Here is a 19,300-nt window from a genome sequence, read left to right on the forward strand (position 1 = left end):
TTTAAAGATTGTTTATACCATTATCAACGGTTTAAACACCTAATTATGCTCAATTACTTTCCTTTAAAATACTATCAATGTGTTGCAAGCAACGCTTTAGGTGGGCAAAAGTAATACCGTCCTTAACGCTACTGCCCGTATTTACGATATCCTTTCGCAATGCCATTACTTCCGAAATGAATACGCTCTTGGCGTAATCACTAATTACATAGTACTTATCAGTTGGTGTTGGAGACGCATAGTTTTTTTGTTTGGATATGGCCCCTGTCAAAAAAGCAATATAGGCACTCTGTAATTCCTGTCTTCGGTATCCAATATTAATGTCCTTTTGGGTCAATTCGCTCCAAAGCCCCAGTCGCAACATGCTAAGTAGCCCTTTAACGGTATCCTCTTCGCCAGAAGCCAGCATCGTATGCGCTATCCTTTTAAGCCTCAAGGGCTCCAAAACTTCCGATAATAACTTTAGCTGATAGGACAGTACTTTATCCTCCGATGTGGAATATTTAATCCTACTGCTAAAGCTGGGATAAGTTAACCAGTCTGGTACATTAAAGGCATTTGCACATAGAAATGCCATAGCCTCCTCCTGGGTGTCCATGGGTATGGGTGTGTAAACAGGCCCTTTCTGGTCACCCGATTTATAGTGCGTGGAATAGCCCCCAATTAAGGACATAACATGTTGCATTTGCTCATACCACAGTATTACCGTTTTATTGTATAAGCGTTCCAAAAGCACATTATCGATTTGTGCCTTTGTCACCACGGGTAAAAGCGCGATGACCCTTTCCATATTTAACAGCCCCAGTTCGGCACTCTTTATGGGGTCATTATTATCGGCTACGTTATTGCTGCAGTCCGGGCCTATTTTTTCATATTGCCCGATATTATACCGGTACCAGGGAACGGCATCCTGCTCCCGGACCATTTTTTCCAAATTGGGCCCTTCGTCCCGGGGCGTGCTGATACCGGGAAAGGGTTCATAGCCCCATTTAATGTTGTAAATATCGGTAGGCCCCAGCTTCTGGACCAACAAAGCCGGTGGTACGCCGTCTTCAGGCTGAACCAAATAGTTATGCCGTGCATAGGTCATGATACTTGGTGTATGTCCCATGTCTCGGAGCCATTGCTTGTCCCGCATTTTTTCGAACGGATAGGTATATTCACCATAGTTGGCATCCCTGAGACCAAAGGCGTGCCCTGCTTCATGCGCCACAACGTATTGGATAAGCTCCCCCAAGAGGTCATCGGGAAACGGGTACTGTTGTGCGCGCTTGTCCAAGGGGCTACACCTTATAAAATAGTCATCCGAAAGGCGTTCATAGGAGCTTTTTATAATGATATCACATTTTAAAATTTCACCTGATCTTAAGTCCACTATTTTGGACACCGTCGATCCACCATCGGTATCTTCTCCCCGAATACCCTCTTTGTTTGTCCATCTTACAACGGAATACCCAACACTCTGCCGGTTTGTTTCTCCCCGGGGCCATTCTTCAACCTTAATGGCATTTTTAAAGCCTGCGGCCTCAAAGGCGGGCAACCACTCAAGGATCCCCGCTTTTATATAGGGTTTCCACTTATTGGGAATGTTGGTATCCAAATAAAAGGTAATGGGCTTTACGGGATCGCTTGTTTTTTTGTCCTTATGCTTCTTCTCCAAACGCCATCGTTCTATACTTCCCCTGGCGCTTTTGGGAAAATAATTGATCGGGCTTAGCTCTTCATCTATAAAATAACCCATACGGTGGTCCCACAACCTCGGGCTCATGGGCTCTGGTAGCATGAGGAAACTATAATTGACCAACTTTTCCAAATACCCTGCTTTGCCTGACAGGAAGTACCTTGCCTTGATGATGAGCTCGTTTTCCAGATACTGCACCTCCTCTATCGCGGAAACATTAGGAAGCAAGGTTTCATTTAAACCAGCATACCAGGGTATATGTGACTTTAGGAACAAATTCGTCACATCGATATAGACGCTATTTTCCGTACTTTTTTCGGCTATAACCGGAAACATCCCAATGATCGCCTTTTCTATGGTGGGGTCGTTGTTTACTGAAATCATAACCCCGGTCAGGGATTCAATTCTCGGGGTCTCTAAAAAGATTTGGTCCTTGTATTGGGTAAAGGCCACCTGCTTATAGCCCGCATTGTGCCTTACAAACAATAAGTCCTTCCCCAATAAACTTTTATTGAGTTCGAAGTATAGCTTACCATCTTCTAAATGGGCTTTTATAAAATTATGGGGTGCCCGAAGGCCATGAGTGGGTAATTGGCCGACCTGCCCCCATAGGGAGCAGGTAGCCAACAAAACAATAACTGAAAACAATAGCACACTGTTGAAGGTCAAGTCAACAGCTTTCAGTTCGTACCAGGTGCTTTGGGGGATTCTTTTAATAGCCATCATTTTGTGGGTTCAAATTAGGGTTTAAAATGAGTTCGGACTCCGGGATCGGTAACCGTACATCGGTAGATTGCCAATTGGGCTTTATCGGCGACAGCTCGGCATCTGCCCTATCGGTACGCTTCAGGTCCAAAAAGCGATGCCCCATTTCGGTAAAGAGCTCTATCCTGCGTTCCTGGAAAATAGCCTCCAGAAGGGACGCACTGTCCGTATCGGTTAGGGCTGCCAGGTCTGCCCGCTCCCTTATGGCGTTTAGTTGTTCCAGAGCCTCGCTTGTATGCCCCAATTGTGCATTGGATTCTGCTGCCATAAGGTATATCTCGGCCAGCCTGAAAACAATGGAACACTCCATGGTGGTTCCCGTATTACTATTCTGCTTATACTTAAAGGGGTAATACCAAGTATCGACCCCATTGGTAACGGCTCCTGTCCAATGTGTAAAACGGGCATCCCCGCTTTCAAAAGCATTCATAAATGTATCGGACAGGGCACTGTTGGGCGGTGGGCCACTTGTAAAAATATAGGTCTGCGCATCAATGGTATTGGCTCCCGCGATGCCGGCATCGAATTGCCAAAGGGTCTCAGGGCTGTTCTTTAGAAAGACCTGGTCTATCTCGGTATTGAGTACATAGTCCCCATTTGAAAGGATTTGTGTTGTTTCGTCAAGGGCAAGGCTCCACTTTTCATCATAGAGATAAACGCGCGCCAGGAGCGCTGCGCTTACCCATTTGTTGGGGCGCGTTCTGTTTGCCCCGACATAGCTTTCGGGCAATAAGGATTTGGACAGCACAAGGTCATCGATCAGTTTTTGGTATACCTGGGCTTCGCTAAGCCGGGCGACCTTAGTGTTTGTCCTGTAATCGGTTGACTCGACATAGGGAATATCCCCAAAGAGGTTCACCAGGTAAAAATGCACAAATGCCCTGATAAAATAGGCTTCCCCCAGAAATTGGTCTTTATCTTCCTGCGTCAATGCCGATGCCTTTTTGGTGTTCTCTATGATGTTATTGGTGGCGTAGATAAGGTTATAGCTGCTGTTCCAAAGGCCCAGCACGGCACTGTTGGTGGCCAATAGGTTATTATCATAGAAAAATTGTACTTGCTGCAAGGCGGTACTGTAGAGCGTGAGCTCATCGGTGTAATGCCCTAATAGGTGGGCAACTCCCGATGTCCCGCCATTGGTAAGTGCGCCATCCCTTAGCTGCGCGTAGATATCGGCCAAAGCCGCATTTACGGTAGCCGCGTCCTCAAACACAATGGCTCCGGTAAGCTGGTTGTCTGGTGGGGCGATCTCCACAAAGTCCTCACAGGCAGAGAAGATTGTGGTTATGAGCAGCACCAACGTTAATGCCGGGCTTCCCATACTGGGTATTAATTTAAAAATCGTCTTCATAGTATATGTTTTAAAAGGTGAATTGTGCCCCTAAAGTGATAAACCGTAGCGGTGGCACGGTGGCACTGTTACGGTTTTCCGGGTCAAGGCCATTATAGTCGGTAAGTGTCCATAGGTTTTGCCCCCTTAAAAAGAGTGTACAGCCAAGGTTATTGGTCTCCTTGTTACAAACCGTGTAGGATAAAGCCAGTGTCTTTAGGCGCACATAGGACGCATCCACAACGGCCGCATCGCTCTGGGTATAATTAATATAGGCCGTCAGCCCTTCGGGGTTGAGCCCACTGGTAAAGCGCTGCACGGTGGTTTGGTCGCCTGCTTGTTTCCAACGCTCAAGCACAGCCTTTGGCTGGTTAAGCATGGCCCCGGTAATCCCGTTGGTGGCCAGGTAATCCAGCCCTTGTTGTTTGGTAAACTGAAAGAGCAAGTCCAACTTGAATCTTTTATAGGACATGCTGTTGTTGATACCGCCATAATACCTGGGGTTTAGGTCACTTACCACCTGTTTGTCATCCGGGGCGGAAATGGTGCTATCACCGTTAAAATCGGTAAACCCGTACAGACCTGTCTGGGGATTGACCCCATTGGCCCCGTATAATTTCAGGATATTCAAGGGTTGCCCGACCACCAGGGTATTGGCATAGGTAGAACCTTCCAGATCGGGAAACTGCAACAGGGTATTTTTGGGAATGGTCAGGTTAAAATCGGTAGTCCATTTAAAGTGATCACCATTGATGTTCACCGAGCGCAGCTCGAATTCCCAGCCCTTGTTTTCAACAGTGGCATCGAGGTTTGCATTTAGGGTACTAAAGCCCGTGGTTCCCGGTAATGGAATGCCCACAAGTTGGTTGGAAGAGGTGTTGCGGTAAAAACCAGCGTTTAAGGAGATCCTGTCCTTCCAAAGCCCCAGTTCGATGGCCAGTTCCAATTTTTTATTGGACTCCCAGCTAAAGTCGGGATTGTACAACCTTAAGGGACGTATCCCCACGATGTTCTGGTATGGGGCATTTCCAAAGGCATAGGTATCCAGGTACTGGTAATCCCCTATCTGGTCGTTCCCCGAGGTACCATAACTCCCCCTAAGCTTACCAAAACTTAAAAAGGGCAATGCTTCTGCCACAAAGGCTTCTTTGGAAAATATCCAGGCGGCCCCCACCGCACCGAAATTGGCAAACTTCTTATCGGAGCCAAAGCGACTGGATCCGTCTCGCCGTCCCGTTAAATTAAGAATATACTTCCCACGGTGGTTCAGGTTGATACGCCCAAAAAGAGCCTGGTACCTGTACTGCGCTTTTGTATCGCCCAATATAAAGATGGAGGATGCAGCCGCCAGGTTTTTAATAAAGCTGTTATTGGTAAAGCCGCTGGCAAATTGCGATAAGCGGTCGCTGTTTTCTTCCTGGAACGTCAACCCCACCAGGGTTTGCACTTTGGTATGGGTATTTTCTGCATGCCATTGTAGCTTGGGCTCAATAATCCAGGAGTCCCGGTTGGCATTGTTATGAATGGCCGATGAAAACTCGCTACCCAAACCATAAGCGGGATTAAAGGTTGTGGACGGGATGGTCCTCAGTTCCTTGAGTCTGCTCTGGGTATACCCTAAACTGGCAGACGCTTCCAGACCTTTATATATCTTATAATTTATGGATGCATGACTAATCAAGTTGGAACCATTGGCAAGGTATTTACTGTCCAAATTCCTAAGCGGATTGTTCCATGTAGAGTTTTCCCAGTTAAGCGACCCATCGGCATTGTATATGTCCGGGGCATTGGGTGCCAGGCGTACGGCTTCCCGTACCAGGCTTATTGCAGGCAGGTTATTATCGTTTAAGGTATAGTTTGCCGAAAATTGCAGTGCCAATTTATCATCTTGGGACTGGTGGCTCACATTGCTGAGCACGGAAATCTTATCGTTGTTAAAGTCGCCCGGGAAAACGGTGGTCTGTTGGTTGTAGTTACCACTAATTAAAAACTGCGTTTGCCGGTTCCCTCCCGAAAAACTTCCCTCTACATTGGTAAGGTAAGCGGATTTCCCAAAGAGTTCCTCTTGCCAATCGGTATGCCTGTTGGTATCCCAAGTCCCGTTAACATCGTAGGCATTAAACGGGAGCGGGTCTATCCCGTCGTTGGCATAGGCCTCCTTGCGCATGGCCAGGTACTCGGCGGTATCCAGCAGGTCTATCCTATTGGCCACTTTGCCAAAACCGGTAGCTATATTGATCCGAAAGGCCGTACTGCCCATTTTGCCCTTTTTGGTGGTGATCAGTACCACCCCATTGGCACCGCGCGATCCATAAATGGCCGTGGCATCGGCATCCTTAAGGATCTCAATGTTTTCGATGTCTGACGGACTGATATTATTAAGGGGACTAAAGCCGATGCCGGGAACGATCGAGGCCGATGTTTGCCGGTCTCCCAGGGTCGCCGACGCATAGGGCACCCCATCAATAATATACAGAGGTTCGTTACCATTAGACCGGATACTGTTCCGGCCGCGGATCCTGATTTCAAAACTGGCCCCGGGAACACCCGATGTTTGAGTGATCTCCACCCCGGCCATACGCCCCTGGAGAGAAGCCAACGGATTGCTTACCGGTTGCTGTTCTATAGTTTTTGAAGTGATCCGGGCAATACTCCCCGTACTCTCCTTCCGGGAGACTTTATAATATCCCGCATTGATGGTAACCGTGCCCAGATCGGTAAGCTCGGGTTGGAGTACTACATCAATCCGGGTTTGGGTACCGACTGTGATTTCCTGGGTACCATACCCAATATAGGAAAACATCAGGACGGCAGTAGCAGGTGCTTCTATTTGGTAGCTCCCATCAAAGTTGGACACCACGCCCTTATTGGTGTTTTTTATTTGGACACTTACACCAGGCAGCGGTGCGCCTTCGGGATCTGTAATAACGCCTTTAACCACCTGTTGTTGGTTAACGGATGTCACCATTTGCGGTCGCCTTTTAACCGCATAAGTGTTGTTTAAGGTAAATGAGACGACACCCATTAAGATAAGGGTATACTTTAAGAAGCATTTAAGCCTCTTAACATAATTATTTTTCATAATTTTGAATTAGAGTTAAACATTAATTTGTTTGATCGCTAAGCCTCCTATGAACCGTGTGAAAGTTGTTTAGGAGGTTTTGTTGTTTTTAGTGTCTGTACATAGGCAAAAAAGGGTTTAGTTAATACCAGTTTAAAGTGGCCTTCATCAGCCCCTTTACGGCTCTGTTTTTATACAGGGATGCCCTGTACGTAAGTGACTAACCCAAAACAGATAAGGCAAAAGGGCCTTTGAAAGCGCATGTACTAATGGCTATTAATCGAAGTTTGTCCGGATACAATTGGTGTGGATACGTTAATTATGGGATAAAAAAGGGTTGCGTGGTTCCGAAAAATGTATGTGTAACGTCAATCCCATAACAAAAATAGCTTATATAGGGTTTTTGGGCTTCTTTTTAAACAGGATATCGAACACCGTAAGCCCCAACAATAAAAACTGCTGGAAGCCTGCGTGTTGTTTTACAAAATAAAACCGGTGTTGCATACCATTTAAATTTAAAATGCCCATTGCAATGCCCCGAAACTAAAACAACGCTAAGAAAAGAAGGTAACACGGCTAAAACAAAAAGCGTGAGACTCAACTTACCAACTTGAGGTACTGGTATACCGTGCAACGATAAGAGAGCTCACGCCTAGGTCGTGAGCAAAGTTACTTATCATCTCGTTGCAAAAATTACCAGTTTTCAAGTTGAGATTCAAAGCAATTGCTTCTAATATTTTTCTATCTGAAGAATTGCAAAAATAATTATTCAATGGCTAAGATAATAAAATATTTCAAATTACGGTCTATCGACCGAAATATTTTAAATACCATAACATTCCTTTGCTAATATGACGAACATCAATGAGAAAATATGTAGTTATATTACCAAGGAATGGCTATTCCCTTGGTTAAAAGAAGGTAAGTCTCAAAATTCTTTTGCAATCAAGCATAACATTGACGAAAGCACTGTTCGGAAAATAAAAAGTAAAAATGGATATAGAATACCTGTTGAGACACTAATTAAAATCTGTGAATCAAGAGGTATCAAACTATCCGATTTTTTTAGATTGATAGGTTCCTAGATTTTAAAACCTCAATATTTATCCAATAATTTACCCGATTTAAAACTTTGTAAGTTTTCTGTTTTTATTTATACCATAGTACTCAATTTCTACAAAATGCTTGACTGGTAAATGCAAATGTTGTTGCCATTAAACTTCTTACTTTCTTAAGAAATAAAGTTGAAAAAACCACTTAATACGTAAGAATATTATACGTATATTTGGATACGTATAATGGAAATATAGTTATCAAGGTAACTATATTCAATTGTTGTGCTTCATGTAAAAGAACCTACCAATGAAAATTGAATCATTAAGAATAGAAAACTTCCGTGCCTTTAAAGACGAAATAATTGAATTTGATGATTACACCTCATTTGTAGGTCCAAATGGAGTTGGTAAGTCGACAGTTTTTCATGCACTTAATTTATTCTTTAGACAGAGTAAAGACAGTCAAACCGATTTGCTTAAACTTTCAGCGAATGACTTTCACCATGCCAATATAAGTCAGCCGATTAGAATTACTGTTACTTTTTCTGCCTTATCAGACCAAGCGAAAGAAGAGTTGGCAGATTATGTTCGACAAGATAAATTGATAATAACGGCTATTGCTGTTTATGATGCTATTACTGAAAAGGCAGATGTAAAGCAGTTTGGAAACAGATTAGGAATGGAGGAGTTCCGAAAGTTTTTTGAAGCTGATAAAAGCGGCGCAAAAGCAGCGGAATTAAAGGAAATATTCAAATCATTTAAGGAAAAGTATGAGGACATTTCTAGTGCCAATTCAAAGGCAGATATGATATCCGCATTACATGATTACGAGAGCAAAAACCCTGAAAAATGTATCTTAATACCAAGTGAAGACCAATTCTATGGGGTTTCACGCGGAGTAAATAAATTAGAATCTCACATTCAATGGATTTTTGTCCCAGCGATAAAAGATGCAACTGAAGAAAGTGAAGAGTCTACCAAATCAGCTTTAGGACAATTACTAGCTAGAACTGTCCGTTCTCAAGTATCTTTTGACGAGAACATTAGGGATTTGAGAAACAATGTGCGAGCTGAATATCAGAAGCTCTTAGACGCAGAGCAAAAAACTCTTGATGATATTTCGGGTTCTCTACAGAATAGATTATCAAATTGGGCACACCCAAATATTACCGCTTCAATTCAGTGGAAACAAGACCCTGACAAATCAATCAAAATTGAAGAACCCTTAGCAGGACTTAAAGTTGGTGAAAGGGGATTTGAAGGTGAATTGTCAAGGTTTGGACATGGCTTGCAACGCTCGTATATGCTCGCTTTGCTTCAGGAGCTATCAATGTTTGACTCTGAAAACGTTCCTACTTTATTAATGGGGATTGAAGAACCTGAGTTATTTCAGCACCCACCACAGGCAAGGTATTTGGCCGAAACTTTAATTGAGTTATCTGAATCAAATTCTCAAATTATTATCTGTACACATAGTCCTCTATTTATTCCAGGCGATAGCTTTGATAAGATTAGACTTGCTCGTGAAGAAGGAGAACCGAGTGAAACAAAAATTAAAAGACTGACCTATGAATCTTTGGCCACAGAATTACATTCTGTTGGAGAAAAGCTTGTGACTGAAAGTGGAATGATTGCCAAACTTTACCCTTCGCTAAATCCAGTTGTTAATGAAATGTTCTTCTGCAAAAAATTAATTTTAGTTGAAGGTCATGAAGATATTGCATACATAAGCTCTTACTTGCTCCTAACAGGTGGTATGACCGAGTTCAGGCGCCATGGTTGTCACATTGTTCCCGTAGAAGGGAAAAACAAGTTAATCAAGCCGTTAGCAATGGCAAAACTTCTTGACATACCAACTTTCGTTGTCTACGATAGTGATACTGATAAAACAACGGAACATGAGGTTCCAAAACATAAAAAAGACAACAAAGCAATTCTCTCATTAAAAAACTATGCAGATGTTGACGAGTGGCTTGCAAGTACGGTAATTAAAGATGACTTGACCGCATGGCAAACCAACTTGACAAATGAAATTATTAATGAACTCGGACAGGATTTAAAAAAACATGAAGACGAAGCAGCTGCATTTTATGGAAATGCAGGTGGATTAAAAAAGAATCCTCTAGCGATTGCAAAGAGTTTAGAGTTAGCATGGAACGAAGGAATCAAATCTCAAATTCTAATAGACTTAACTGCAAGAATTATAGAATTTATCAATAAATAAAATATTAAAATGAATGATGACTATAAGGACGAGTTTTTATTAAGGCTGAAAAAAAGTGAGTTATATAAAGCCCTTAAAGAGAATTGTTCTGATAAAGACGTTAATGTAATACCGCTTGTTGAAGATTGTACCTCTTATGCATTTCAAAGGACCAAAACCATTGTGAGACACATGGGGGAATTTACTCTCCATGATGGCGACCATCTTTTTAGAGTTCTAAACTTAATGGAGCGATTGATTCCTAAGGAAACTATTGATGAACTCACTAGTCCTGAATTATTATTGCTAATAATCAGTGCCTTTTTTCATGACATTGGAATGGCTCCTGATGAAAAAGAAGTTTTAGCGTGGAAAAAAGTTTGGGATATTGAACCGATAATTGATGAGAATGAGCAAAACACATTCAATGATTTCAAAAGATTTTACAATTCTCGACCAGAAGATGAGAAAAGATTGAAAGATTTGATATCTAAAGGTAATATTTCACAGGCAGACACTATAAAATCATATCTCATTACAGAATACATCCGTCAGACACATGCTGATAAGGCAAGAGATATAATTGAGCAAGATTGGTCGGAGAAAATCAAATTTAGAGATACTGACTTAACTGTTGAATTAGCTCAGATATGTTACAGTCACAATGAAGACGCATTAGCTCTATTGGATTTAGACAAAAACTTACTTTGCGGTTCAGGAGTTTATGCTTGTTTACCACTAGTCGGGGTGATTCTAAGATTAGCCGATATTCTAGATTTCGATGGGAAAAGGACTCCTTCAGTTCTGTTCTCGCATTTGTATGTTAGAAATCCTATTTCAATTAATGAATGGAACAAACATAGAGCAATAGAAGCTTGGGACATTAGTCCTGACTTAATTCAATTCAGTGCAAAATGCACGCATCCAGTTATAGAGTCATCGATACATGAATTCTGTTCTATGATTGATCATGAACTAAGCTTGGCAAATAACATTATTTCTACTCTAAACGAATTTCACACAGCAAAAGATAGAAACTTACAAATCAAGTTACCTCTCAAGGTAAATCGGGAAAAAATAAGAACCAAAACAGACATTAAAAACAGACCAGTTTACATCTATAAAGACACTAAATTCAATCTAAGTAAGACCCAAGTCATTGAACTATTGATGGGTACAAAGCTTTATGGAAATCCTGAAGTCGCATTGAGAGAACTTTTGCAAAACTCAATTGATGCTTGTTTACTTCGTAAGGCGCAGGAAGACAAATGGGGTAATTTGTATCAGCCTAAAATTCTTGTTAAGTATTACACTGAAAATGAAGAAGATGTTCTTGAGGTAATCGACAACGGGACAGGAATGGATGAGTACATTATAGATAATTATTATTCTAAAATTGGCTCATCATTTTATAAGTCCAAAGATTTTTACAGTCTGAAAGCTGAAACTAATGCTGATTTTTCACCTACCTCTAGATTTGGTATAGGCATTCTCTCATCTTTTATGATTTCAGATGTTTTAATTGTAGACACTAAAAGAGTGTATGGTCCTCACAAATCAAGCGACCCATTGAACATTACAGTTGAAGGCCAGGAAAGTATATTTTGGATAAAGTCGGGAACACGTGAAACACCAGGAACATCAACTAGATTAATCCTGCGAAAAAGTCATAATCCATGGGATAGAATGACAGAGAATGAGTTTATTGAGAATGTTGAAAATGTTATCCCAAATCCACCTTTTGAAATCAGCATTGAAACCCAATCTCATAAAAAGAAAAGGGATGAAAATAGTTTTAAGGAAATAACATCATACTCACTTAAGGACTACACTTGGCAAGAAAATGAGAATATCAAATTTATAGACATTCCTATTGATAGAAAGGATATAGGATTGGTAGGGTCTGCTACTGTTGCTATTTTAGAAAGCAAGAATAGACCAGTTGAAAGAATTGAATTAAACTCCAGAGATATTGAAATAGAAGGAGAGTCTTACACCTTAGAAAGAGAACTTAGAATTGATGTTAATTCTATAAAAGAATCATCAAAGACAATCACAATTAGTGATGATGGAGACATTCGAACAGATGACTCGTCCAGTAAATTGGCAAGTTCGAATTCAAAAATTTCTTTACATGGTATTGAAATTCCTTCAAGTCTTTTTCCAGAAAGATGGAGAATGAAAAACAATCAAGTGAAAATAAATTGGCCATTTCCGCTGATAATCGTAATTGATGTTTGCGGTAATCGAGATTTAGACTTGAACTCTCCAAGAACAGAAATAATAATAAGTGAGAAATGGACTGATTTTGAAGAGCAATTGGCACGTATTGTTTGTCAACATATTAAGGACTCCGTTGAAATAGAATATTGGAATAACCTTTTTGAAATATTCAATAGCTCAAACAGTAGCGAAAATTTCAAAAGAGCTCTAAATGAATTGAAATAAAACACGAAAGCACAATCGAGTAGGCGGCCGTGAACGATAAGTCCACGGTGCACCTCTCACACCACCGTACCCTTCGTCTAGTGCTCAGGATAAACCAAGCGGGTCGCGTATACGGCGGTTCAAAAATGATATTTACCTTTGTAGTATGTTAGCATACTTAGGTAGCCTTGTAGCCGTTTAATTATTGGGTTAAAAAAATGGTTTGATGTCATTTTAATAGAAAGAAGGCTTCTCCAAACAAGGGTTGTAAGTTTTTATCTATATTTATACCCTGAAAGTTATAATTAGTGGTATAAAAGATCCTCTTATCCCGAAACAAAAGATGGTAAATTGGATAATGATGCCGCGTTTAACGAGTTACCTACAATATGAAAAACTTGACTGCAACAAAATTTGTAGATAGATTAAAAGAACTTTTAGAAAATTACAATTTGACAACTGAACAGGAATATCTTAACGAGATTTTAATACCTGAATCAAAAAATAGCAACTTAAATCTAACTAAAAATTTCTTATCCGATTTACATAATAATTACGACCTATCTGGTCGTACAATCGGATTTGATTTTCTTGGACGGTTAAATGAGAATTTTGATTATGTGTTTTTTGCCATTAATGACCCATTCTACATAGGACTAGACAAAAAAACTAACGAAATAATAATGTATGATATGGAATTTGAAAAGATACATTTAAAGTTGGCGAAGAATATTGAACAGTTTACACAGATTATTCTATTGATTTTTGAATTTGGACTTCCTGGATGGATTAATGAAAAACAATATTCGACAGACGACCGAAATAATTTATTGACAAAAATTAAGGATATAACTGGTTCGGAATATTGGACTTTTTATGAACAATCATATGGAAATTAAAAATACTGTAGGTAGTCAAGTAGGTAAAGGGGAATCTCACCCCTAAACCTCTCGATTCATACGACTCTTGTTATACAGTCGGTAAGGCCTAAATAGTTAGACCAGTTTGTATCCCAATAAAAGTTGAAAATGGACCTCATGTTGTTTTCAATCTTTATGATGGAACTGTTGATAAAATTACAATTGTGGATGGACACCAAAACCACTGATTTTTTGTTAGGATGTAAAAACCTTTATTTTTTAGGAATTCATCCCTTCGATTTTAGCAAATCGGACTCTGCCGAATACAAAGGAATTGTTGAACTTGGAAAGGAAATAATACAGGTAATCGGAATTCAAAGTTTTGCGGAATTTATTTTGGAATATCAATATCGTGTTGGAATTTGGTCATCGTTTATAACATTAGAGTTTGGAAAACCTGACCGAAATGAAATTCTAAAAATCAGTGGAACTGAAACAATATTTTCAGTTTGTTTGGAGAAAATTGAGCAGAACGAAATTAACGAATTACCGACCGATATTATTGAAAACAAAAATAACTGGATAAGAAAAATAAAAACGTGCTACAATAACTAAGATTCTGTGTGGTCGGTACGGCCAAACATGAACACTGAGCCTGTCCTGAGTGTAGCCGAAGGGTTACCCCTGCCCATAAGGGACTTGCACCCTCTAGAAAAATTCGTACATTAGCACGAATGGATGCCCATGCTGGGCACGCACAACGTGTATAATTAATTGCTTTGACAAGTGCTTATTTGTAAAATTCCTTCGGAATTGGAATTTTCTCGCGTTCGTTTTTGTTTACTAAATTAGTTGCTGAAACACGCAACTAACCATACACAACAACGTTGGTAACAAGCTGAAAAAAGAAAATTTATTACCATTTTGGTAACTTTTTTATTATATTTGCGACAAATAAGTATAATGTGAGAGTAATAGCGAAACGAACTTTACGAGACTTTTGGGAAAAACACGCAGACTGTGAAGAACAATTAAAGTCTTGGTTTAGAGAAACTGAAAAATCCGAATGGAAAAATATTAATGAATTAAAAAACGATTATCCAAGTGCGAGTATTTTAAAAGACAACCGAATTGTTTACAATATTAAAGGTAATAACTATAGATTGATTGTAAAATTCAACTTTGAATATCAAATATGCTGGATAAGATTCATCGGAACTCACGCAGAATATGACAAAATAGACGCAAATAATATCTGATTATGAAAATAACACCAATAAGAAACGAAAAAGACTATCAAAACGCTCTAAACAGACTTGAAGAGATTTTTGATGCAAAAAAAGGAACTGAACAAGGAGATGAATTGGAAATCCTTTCAATCTTAATTGACAGATATGAAAATGAAAACTTTCCAATTGGAATGCCTGACCCAATTGAAGCTATCAAATTCCGAATGGAGCAAATGGGAATGAAACAAAAGGATTTAGCCGAAGTTGTTGGATTTAAAAGTAGAGTTAGCGAAATTTTAAGCAAAAAACGTAAACTGACTTTAGGAATGATAAGAAAACTGAATTCAACACTTCATATTCCGACTGAAGTGTTAGTTCAAGATTATTAATAAAAAAGCCAGTTGCCAACAATGGTAGCCATTGCACAAGCCCTTGATGTTATGAGAATAAGATCTAAATAAGCCCTTTTAAGGGCTTTTATTTTGCCGTGTAAATTGCTTGCACCCTAAAATTATGAGGCTTAAAAAGACGTAAAATGTATTGTAGGGCAGCTTTAAAGGCAAAACGAACATTGGACAGGCTTGTCGCCCTGGCTAATTCGGTTCGGTTTGTGCCATCGATTTCGGAGTCATTGTGCCATTGATTTCGGTTTAAACCGTGCCACATATTTCGGTTCGACTTATGCCAATTATTAACCAATACTTTAAAAGCCAGCAGATAACAACGACAACTGTTGCACAACCCCATAGTTTTTATAAAAACACCCACTTAAAGAATGCTTGTTTATGTTGGATTACCAATAGAAGCTGCAAAACCATTTGTTTATTCCTTTTTATTCTTAAAGAATTAAAGCTTGTTAGGGAAGGCTACATTTTTAGGGAAAGCTACACAACGGTTGTAAGTTTTTATCTATATTTATATCCTGAAAATTATAATTAGTGGTATAAAAGATTCCCTTGTCCGGAAGCTAAAGACGGTAAATTGGATAATGATGCCGCTTATAATGAGTTAGCCACCATTTAAGCCTATGAAAATTAAGTTTATAATAATTATCGGATTTTCGTTTTTATTATGTTCTTGCGATTGCCAAGTTTTGGTGAAAGGAAAAGTTATTTCATCCATCAATGGAAAACCAATTAGTGGAGCGAAAATCGAAATGGTTGACAGAAACCTGAATTCCACAACTGACAATAGCGGAAATTTTAGAATTGGGGAAATAACTGGACGTTGTTATGCTCCAAAAATTAAAGTGACGTACGAAGGGTATAAACCTTTCGAAATTGAACTGGAATCGGACTCCGATTATCAAAATTATAAATTAAAAAAAGAATCCAAATCTGTGGACTTTGAAGAACCGTTTTATCCAGACCCGAATGATAGAAACACTTTTATTTCATCAACATGGATTGAAAAATATAGTGAGGATTTTGAAATGAAATCTGACAGTTTAATTATCTATCTTGACGAGGACAACCCTGCCAAAGAAATTGAATTGATTAAACAAAAATTCAAAAATAAAAACGTGCTACAATAACTAAGATTCTGTTCGTGTGGTCAGTACGGCCAAACAAATACAGTCCACTAACTAATCCGCTTCCTCAACTTTTTACACAGGTTAGCATATAGTTTTATGTAGGTGGGCTCATCTATAGCGGTGCAGTCCTCCCACTCTTCCAGATCTTTCGAAATGTCCTGCCAGTTAGAGTATTTAAAAACCATAAAATCGGTAGTGCCCGAGTTCGTAAGGCTTCTCAAAGATTGTTCGTATAATGCCATAGCCTCTCCATTGGATGCTAAAAGGAATAATAACTTAGAATGGCCTTCCATAATTACCAGGAAGTAACACGCATAAAAAAGGGTTAACATCAACAAACAACATTAACCCTAATTAATCGCCTCAATAGCAATAATCGCATTGATTATAGCTTCTCTCAATAAGGTTCATGTAAATAGCTATTCACAATACAAATATACAAGTATTTTCTTTATTATTAAAAAGATTTTACGTACATAATTTCATTATCCTATGCTCGTATTAAGTTGAGGGAAATCATATTTATGTTTTAGGTGCAGGTATTCCATTGGGTAGTTGTACTTATAAGCCTCCCTAATAATGTTAAGCTTATTCTATTTTTCTTCCGATCGTTTATAATCGAGAGTGTATATATTAATATAGAATTACCCCACATTTCAATTTAAAAGTATACCACTTATTACCAACTTGAACATCCAACCAGAGATGTTCAGAAAATGATAAGTATGTATACAAAACAGGAAATAATATTAAAGAGTCACCGTGAAGGTAAAAGTCAGCGATTGATAAGCAAGGAGCTTGGGATCAGCCGTAAAACCGTAAAAAAGTACATTGTTCAATTTGAAGACCGTTTACAGTCGGGATCTCCTCCCCAAGAGGCCATAACAAAGTATTTGTCCGATGCTCCAACTTATCAGTTGGGCCAGCGCAAGAAATTAAAACTCACCTTAGAAGTCCAACAGGCCATTGATGAGTTGCTGGCGACCAATGAAGAGAAAAGGCTCCAGGGACTTCGAAAACAACTGCTTAAAAAATGTGATATTCATGGTCTATTACAAGAGCAAGGCATTGCTATAGGCTATACTACCGTCTGTAATTACATCAGAGAAAAACAAGGGAAGACCGTCCCTAAGGAGGCTTATATCCGCCAGGAGTATGTCCCCGGAGAGGTCTGTGAGTTTGACTGGGGAGAAATCAAGCTTTATATAGCAGGGAAGCTAACTCGCTTCCAGCTGGCTGTTTTTACGGCCGCATACAGTAATTATCGTTACGCTGAAATTTATCAGCGACAGGATACTCTGGCCTTTATGGAATCCCATGTGAGTTTTTTTGAACACTTGCAGGGGGTCCATAAGGAAATGGTCTATGATAATATGCGGGTAGCCGTATCCAAATTCATAGGCCCCCACGAAAAAGAACCCACACTCGCTCTGTTGCAATTGCGTGGGCACTATCATTTTAGCATCGTTTTTGCAATAGCCATCGCGGAAACGAGAAAGGTCATGTAGAACGCAGTGTAGAGTATATACGGCGTAAGAGCTTCGCAGTGAAATCTCACTTCACCAATTTAGAAGAGGCCACAGCCTGGTTGTATACTAAAGTAGCGGCCCTTAACAATACCAGGCAAAAACTCACAGGAAAGACGGCCAAAGAACTGCTTGCTCAGGAAAAGGCCGCTCTATTGCCTCTGCCCACAAAATTGCTCTGCTCGGAGCAGATCCAGCTTCGAGTAGATAAATACGCTACGGTAAGCTACAAAACCAACAGGTACTCGGTACCTGATCATTTAGTAGGCGAATTTGTTCAGGTTAAAATCATGAGCCACGAGCTATGGTTTTACCATGATAATCACAAAGTAACTACCCACTTAAGGAGTTATAACCTCCACGAATGGATCATTAAAATCGATCACTACCTGGCCACTTTTAAACGCAAACCTGGCGCCCTGGCAGGGAGTATAGCCTTAGCAAGTTCCGGGTATCTAAAAGATCTTTATCAAGCTCATTTTATGGGAGAACCACGCAGCTTTATCGAGCTACTGGATTATTGCAGCCTGCATAGTGTCACGGATGAAAGGTTAGCACAAGCCGTAACCCAGCTAACCCAGAGCCCGGTAAAGCAACTGACCACAGAAAAGATAAAAGCACTGCTGGGAAATAAACAAGATCATCAGGAACCCCTTAAGTGGACCCAAACCACAGCGATGGCTAAATCACAACTTCAACAATTATCAACACTCATAAATTAAAGAACCTATGGATAAAACGATCAACCAGCGTATTGAGAACTACAGTAAAGAATTACGACTACCTGTATTTAGAAGGGATTTTACGGCTTTGGCTAAAGAAGCTGCCTCCCAGCGCCTGAATTATGAAGACTTCCTTTTACAACTCATGGAACGCGAATATGAAGCTCGGGTAGAGAACCGTAAGAAGTCCCATATCCGGCAAGCGAACTTCCCTTCAAAGATGTATTTAAATGACTTAAAGCGGGAGCAATTACCGCCCAATGCTATAGAGAAACTTCCGCTACTGGAACGTCTTGACTTTATCGAATCTGGACAAAATATCGTATTAGCAGGAAATCCTGGTACCGGTAAGACCCATATTGCCGTAGGCCTTGGCCTGAAAGCCTGTCTACAGGGGTATAAAGTATTATTTACCACGGTACATAAACTATTAACCCAAATACGGGAATCGCACTCCCAGCGCACCCTAAAGATTATGGAAGCACGTTTTGAGAAGTACGATTTAGTAATCTGTGATGAATTTGGCTATGTCTCCTTTGATAAGGAAGGATCCGAACTCCTTTTCAATCATCTTTCTTTAAGAGCCGGGCGTAAATCAACCATAATTACTACCAATCTCGGTTTTGAACGTTGGGAGGAAATCTTCGGTGACCCGGTACTAACAGCAGCCCTGGTAGATAGGTTAACTCATAAAGCGCATCTTATAAACATGAACGGAGAATCATACCGATTGAAAGAAACCAAACAAATGATGAACAAATGAAAAAACGAAAAAAAGCCTCCCGAGAGCCGCCGGTATCCCTGTTCCCTGGGGGGTACCCCCCAGGGAACAGGGATACCATTGTTAATTAATTTAAAATGGTATACTTTTGAAATGAAATAGTGGTATACTTTTCAGTTGAAATAA

The 19,300-nt window shown here is 40.0% G+C and carries 16 protein-coding genes; 11 read left to right on the forward strand and 5 right to left on the reverse strand.

All coding sequences use genetic code 11. The annotated features are described in order from the left end of the window. Positions 1-49 precede the first annotated feature (49 nt). The 3 genes from ABD792_RS11895 to ABD792_RS11905 are packed head-to-tail and all read right to left on the reverse strand — an operon-like array spanning position 50 to position 6,858. Positions 50-2,407 (reverse strand): zinc-dependent metalloprotease, encoded by a 2,358-nt coding sequence (locus ABD792_RS11895; protein WP_345006314.1) that lies wholly within the window; start codon positions 2,405-2,407, stop codon positions 50-52. After that, the gene (locus ABD792_RS11900; RefSeq protein WP_345006316.1) at positions 2,394-3,797 is read right to left on the reverse strand and encodes a RagB/SusD family nutrient uptake outer membrane protein; all 1,404 of its coding nucleotides are present in this window, start codon (positions 3,795-3,797) and stop codon (positions 2,394-2,396) included. Before ABD792_RS11900 ends, ABD792_RS11895 begins: the two co-directional genes overlap by 14 nt. Before the next feature lie 10 nt (positions 3,798-3,807). Further along, positions 3,808-6,858, reverse strand: a complete 3,051-nt coding sequence (locus ABD792_RS11905) for a SusC/RagA family TonB-linked outer membrane protein (RefSeq protein WP_345006318.1) — start codon at positions 6,856-6,858, stop codon at positions 3,808-3,810. Between the two features lie 830 nt (positions 6,859-7,688). Here ABD792_RS11905 and ABD792_RS11910 point away from each other — a divergent pair. From ABD792_RS11910 to ABD792_RS11940, 7 genes are all read left to right on the forward strand, one after another. Then, a complete protein-coding gene (locus tag ABD792_RS11910; protein WP_345006320.1) occupies positions 7,689-7,922 on the forward strand; it encodes a helix-turn-helix domain-containing protein in 234 nt (77 codons plus the stop codon). A 277-nt stretch (positions 7,923-8,199) separates the two neighbouring features. After that, complete coding sequence (locus ABD792_RS11915; RefSeq protein ID WP_345006321.1) at positions 8,200-10,116, forward strand: ATP-dependent nuclease; 1,917 nt, start codon at positions 8,200-8,202, stop codon at positions 10,114-10,116. A gap of 9 nt (positions 10,117-10,125) precedes the next feature. After that, the gene (locus ABD792_RS11920; protein WP_345006322.1) at positions 10,126-12,543 is read left to right on the forward strand and encodes an HD domain-containing protein; all 2,418 of its coding nucleotides are present in this window, start codon (positions 10,126-10,128) and stop codon (positions 12,541-12,543) included. A gap of 377 nt (positions 12,544-12,920) precedes the next feature. Further along, positions 12,921-13,421 carry a hypothetical protein gene (locus ABD792_RS11925; RefSeq protein ID WP_345006325.1) on the forward strand — a complete coding sequence of 167 codons (501 nt, stop codon included), beginning with the start codon at positions 12,921-12,923 and terminating at the stop codon, positions 13,419-13,421. A 189-nt stretch (positions 13,422-13,610) separates the two neighbouring features. Beyond that, positions 13,611-13,997, forward strand: a complete 387-nt coding sequence (locus ABD792_RS11930) for a hypothetical protein (protein WP_345006326.1) — start codon at positions 13,611-13,613, stop codon at positions 13,995-13,997. 350 nt (positions 13,998-14,347) lie between these two features. Further along, on the forward strand, positions 14,348-14,641 hold the full coding sequence (locus tag ABD792_RS11935; protein ID WP_199116923.1) for a type II toxin-antitoxin system HigB family toxin: 294 nt from the start codon (positions 14,348-14,350) through the stop codon (positions 14,639-14,641). A 2-nt stretch (positions 14,642-14,643) separates the two neighbouring features. After that, positions 14,644-15,000, forward strand: a complete 357-nt coding sequence (locus ABD792_RS11940) for a helix-turn-helix domain-containing protein (RefSeq protein WP_072766087.1) — start codon at positions 14,644-14,646, stop codon at positions 14,998-15,000. Between the two features lie 88 nt (positions 15,001-15,088). Here the strand turns inward: ABD792_RS11940 and ABD792_RS11945 are convergent, their stop codons facing one another. Next, complete coding sequence (locus ABD792_RS11945) at positions 15,089-15,358, reverse strand: hypothetical protein (RefSeq protein WP_199116926.1); 270 nt, start codon at positions 15,356-15,358, stop codon at positions 15,089-15,091. A 280-nt stretch (positions 15,359-15,638) separates the two neighbouring features. Here ABD792_RS11945 and ABD792_RS11950 point away from each other — a divergent pair, with 280 nt between their 5' ends. After that, positions 15,639-16,145, forward strand: coding sequence for a carboxypeptidase-like regulatory domain-containing protein (locus ABD792_RS11950; RefSeq protein WP_345006330.1), 507 nt, complete (start codon positions 15,639-15,641; stop codon positions 16,143-16,145). Between the two features lie 47 nt (positions 16,146-16,192). On the opposite strand, the gene ABD792_RS11955 is transcribed toward ABD792_RS11950, so the two are convergent. Beyond that, complete coding sequence (locus ABD792_RS11955; protein ID WP_345006331.1) at positions 16,193-16,477, reverse strand: hypothetical protein; 285 nt, start codon at positions 16,475-16,477, stop codon at positions 16,193-16,195. Positions 16,478-16,870: 393 nt separating this feature from the next. Between ABD792_RS11955 and ABD792_RS11960 the strand changes: the two genes are divergently transcribed. The 3 genes from ABD792_RS11960 to istB are packed head-to-tail and all read left to right on the forward strand — an operon-like array spanning position 16,871 to position 19,156. Continuing rightward, complete coding sequence (locus tag ABD792_RS11960) at positions 16,871-17,653, forward strand: hypothetical protein (protein WP_345006332.1); 783 nt, start codon at positions 16,871-16,873, stop codon at positions 17,651-17,653. A 38-nt stretch (positions 17,654-17,691) separates the two neighbouring features. After that, positions 17,692-18,393: a Mu transposase domain-containing protein gene (locus tag ABD792_RS11965; RefSeq protein ID WP_345006334.1), complete on the forward strand. Its 702-nt coding sequence runs from the start codon at positions 17,692-17,694 to the stop codon at positions 18,391-18,393. A 7-nt stretch (positions 18,394-18,400) separates the two neighbouring features. Continuing rightward, on the forward strand, positions 18,401-19,156 hold the full coding sequence (gene istB, locus ABD792_RS11970) for an IS21-like element helper ATPase IstB (protein ID WP_345006336.1): 756 nt from the start codon (positions 18,401-18,403) through the stop codon (positions 19,154-19,156). The last annotated feature ends 144 nt before the right edge of the window (positions 19,157-19,300 follow it).

Source organism: Snuella lapsa (assembly GCF_039539345.1).
Taxonomy (GTDB): domain Bacteria; phylum Bacteroidota; class Bacteroidia; order Flavobacteriales; family Flavobacteriaceae; genus Snuella; species Snuella lapsa.

What these genes read in the sequence shown, in the direction of transcription:
- ABD792_RS11895 (WP_345006314.1), bottom strand. Translation starts at nt 2,407, where the DNA reads ATGATGGCTATTAAAAGAATCCCCCAAAGCACCTGGTACGAACTGAAA.
- ABD792_RS11900 (WP_345006316.1), bottom strand. Translation starts at nt 3,797, where the DNA reads ATGAAGACGATTTTTAAATTAATACCCAGTATGGGAAGCCCGGCATTA.
- ABD792_RS11905 (WP_345006318.1), bottom strand. Translation starts at nt 6,858, where the DNA reads ATGAAAAATAATTATGTTAAGAGGCTTAAATGCTTCTTAAAGTATACC.
- ABD792_RS11910 (WP_345006320.1), top strand. Translation starts at nt 7,689, where the DNA reads ATGACGAACATCAATGAGAAAATATGTAGTTATATTACCAAGGAATGG.
- ABD792_RS11915 (WP_345006321.1), top strand. Translation starts at nt 8,200, where the DNA reads ATGAAAATTGAATCATTAAGAATAGAAAACTTCCGTGCCTTTAAAGAC.
- ABD792_RS11920 (WP_345006322.1), top strand. Translation starts at nt 10,126, where the DNA reads ATGAATGATGACTATAAGGACGAGTTTTTATTAAGGCTGAAAAAAAGT.
- ABD792_RS11930 (WP_345006326.1), top strand. Translation starts at nt 13,611, where the DNA reads ATGGACACCAAAACCACTGATTTTTTGTTAGGATGTAAAAACCTTTAT.
- ABD792_RS11940 (WP_072766087.1), top strand. Translation starts at nt 14,644, where the DNA reads ATGAAAATAACACCAATAAGAAACGAAAAAGACTATCAAAACGCTCTA.
- ABD792_RS11945 (WP_199116926.1), bottom strand. Translation starts at nt 15,358, where the DNA reads ATGGGGTTGTGCAACAGTTGTCGTTGTTATCTGCTGGCTTTTAAAGTA.
- ABD792_RS11950 (WP_345006330.1), top strand. Translation starts at nt 15,639, where the DNA reads ATGAAAATTAAGTTTATAATAATTATCGGATTTTCGTTTTTATTATGT.
- ABD792_RS11955 (WP_345006331.1), bottom strand. Translation starts at nt 16,477, where the DNA reads ATGTTAACCCTTTTTTATGCGTGTTACTTCCTGGTAATTATGGAAGGC.
- ABD792_RS11960 (WP_345006332.1), top strand. Translation starts at nt 16,871, where the DNA reads ATGTATACAAAACAGGAAATAATATTAAAGAGTCACCGTGAAGGTAAA.
- istB (WP_345006336.1), top strand. Translation starts at nt 18,401, where the DNA reads ATGGATAAAACGATCAACCAGCGTATTGAGAACTACAGTAAAGAATTA.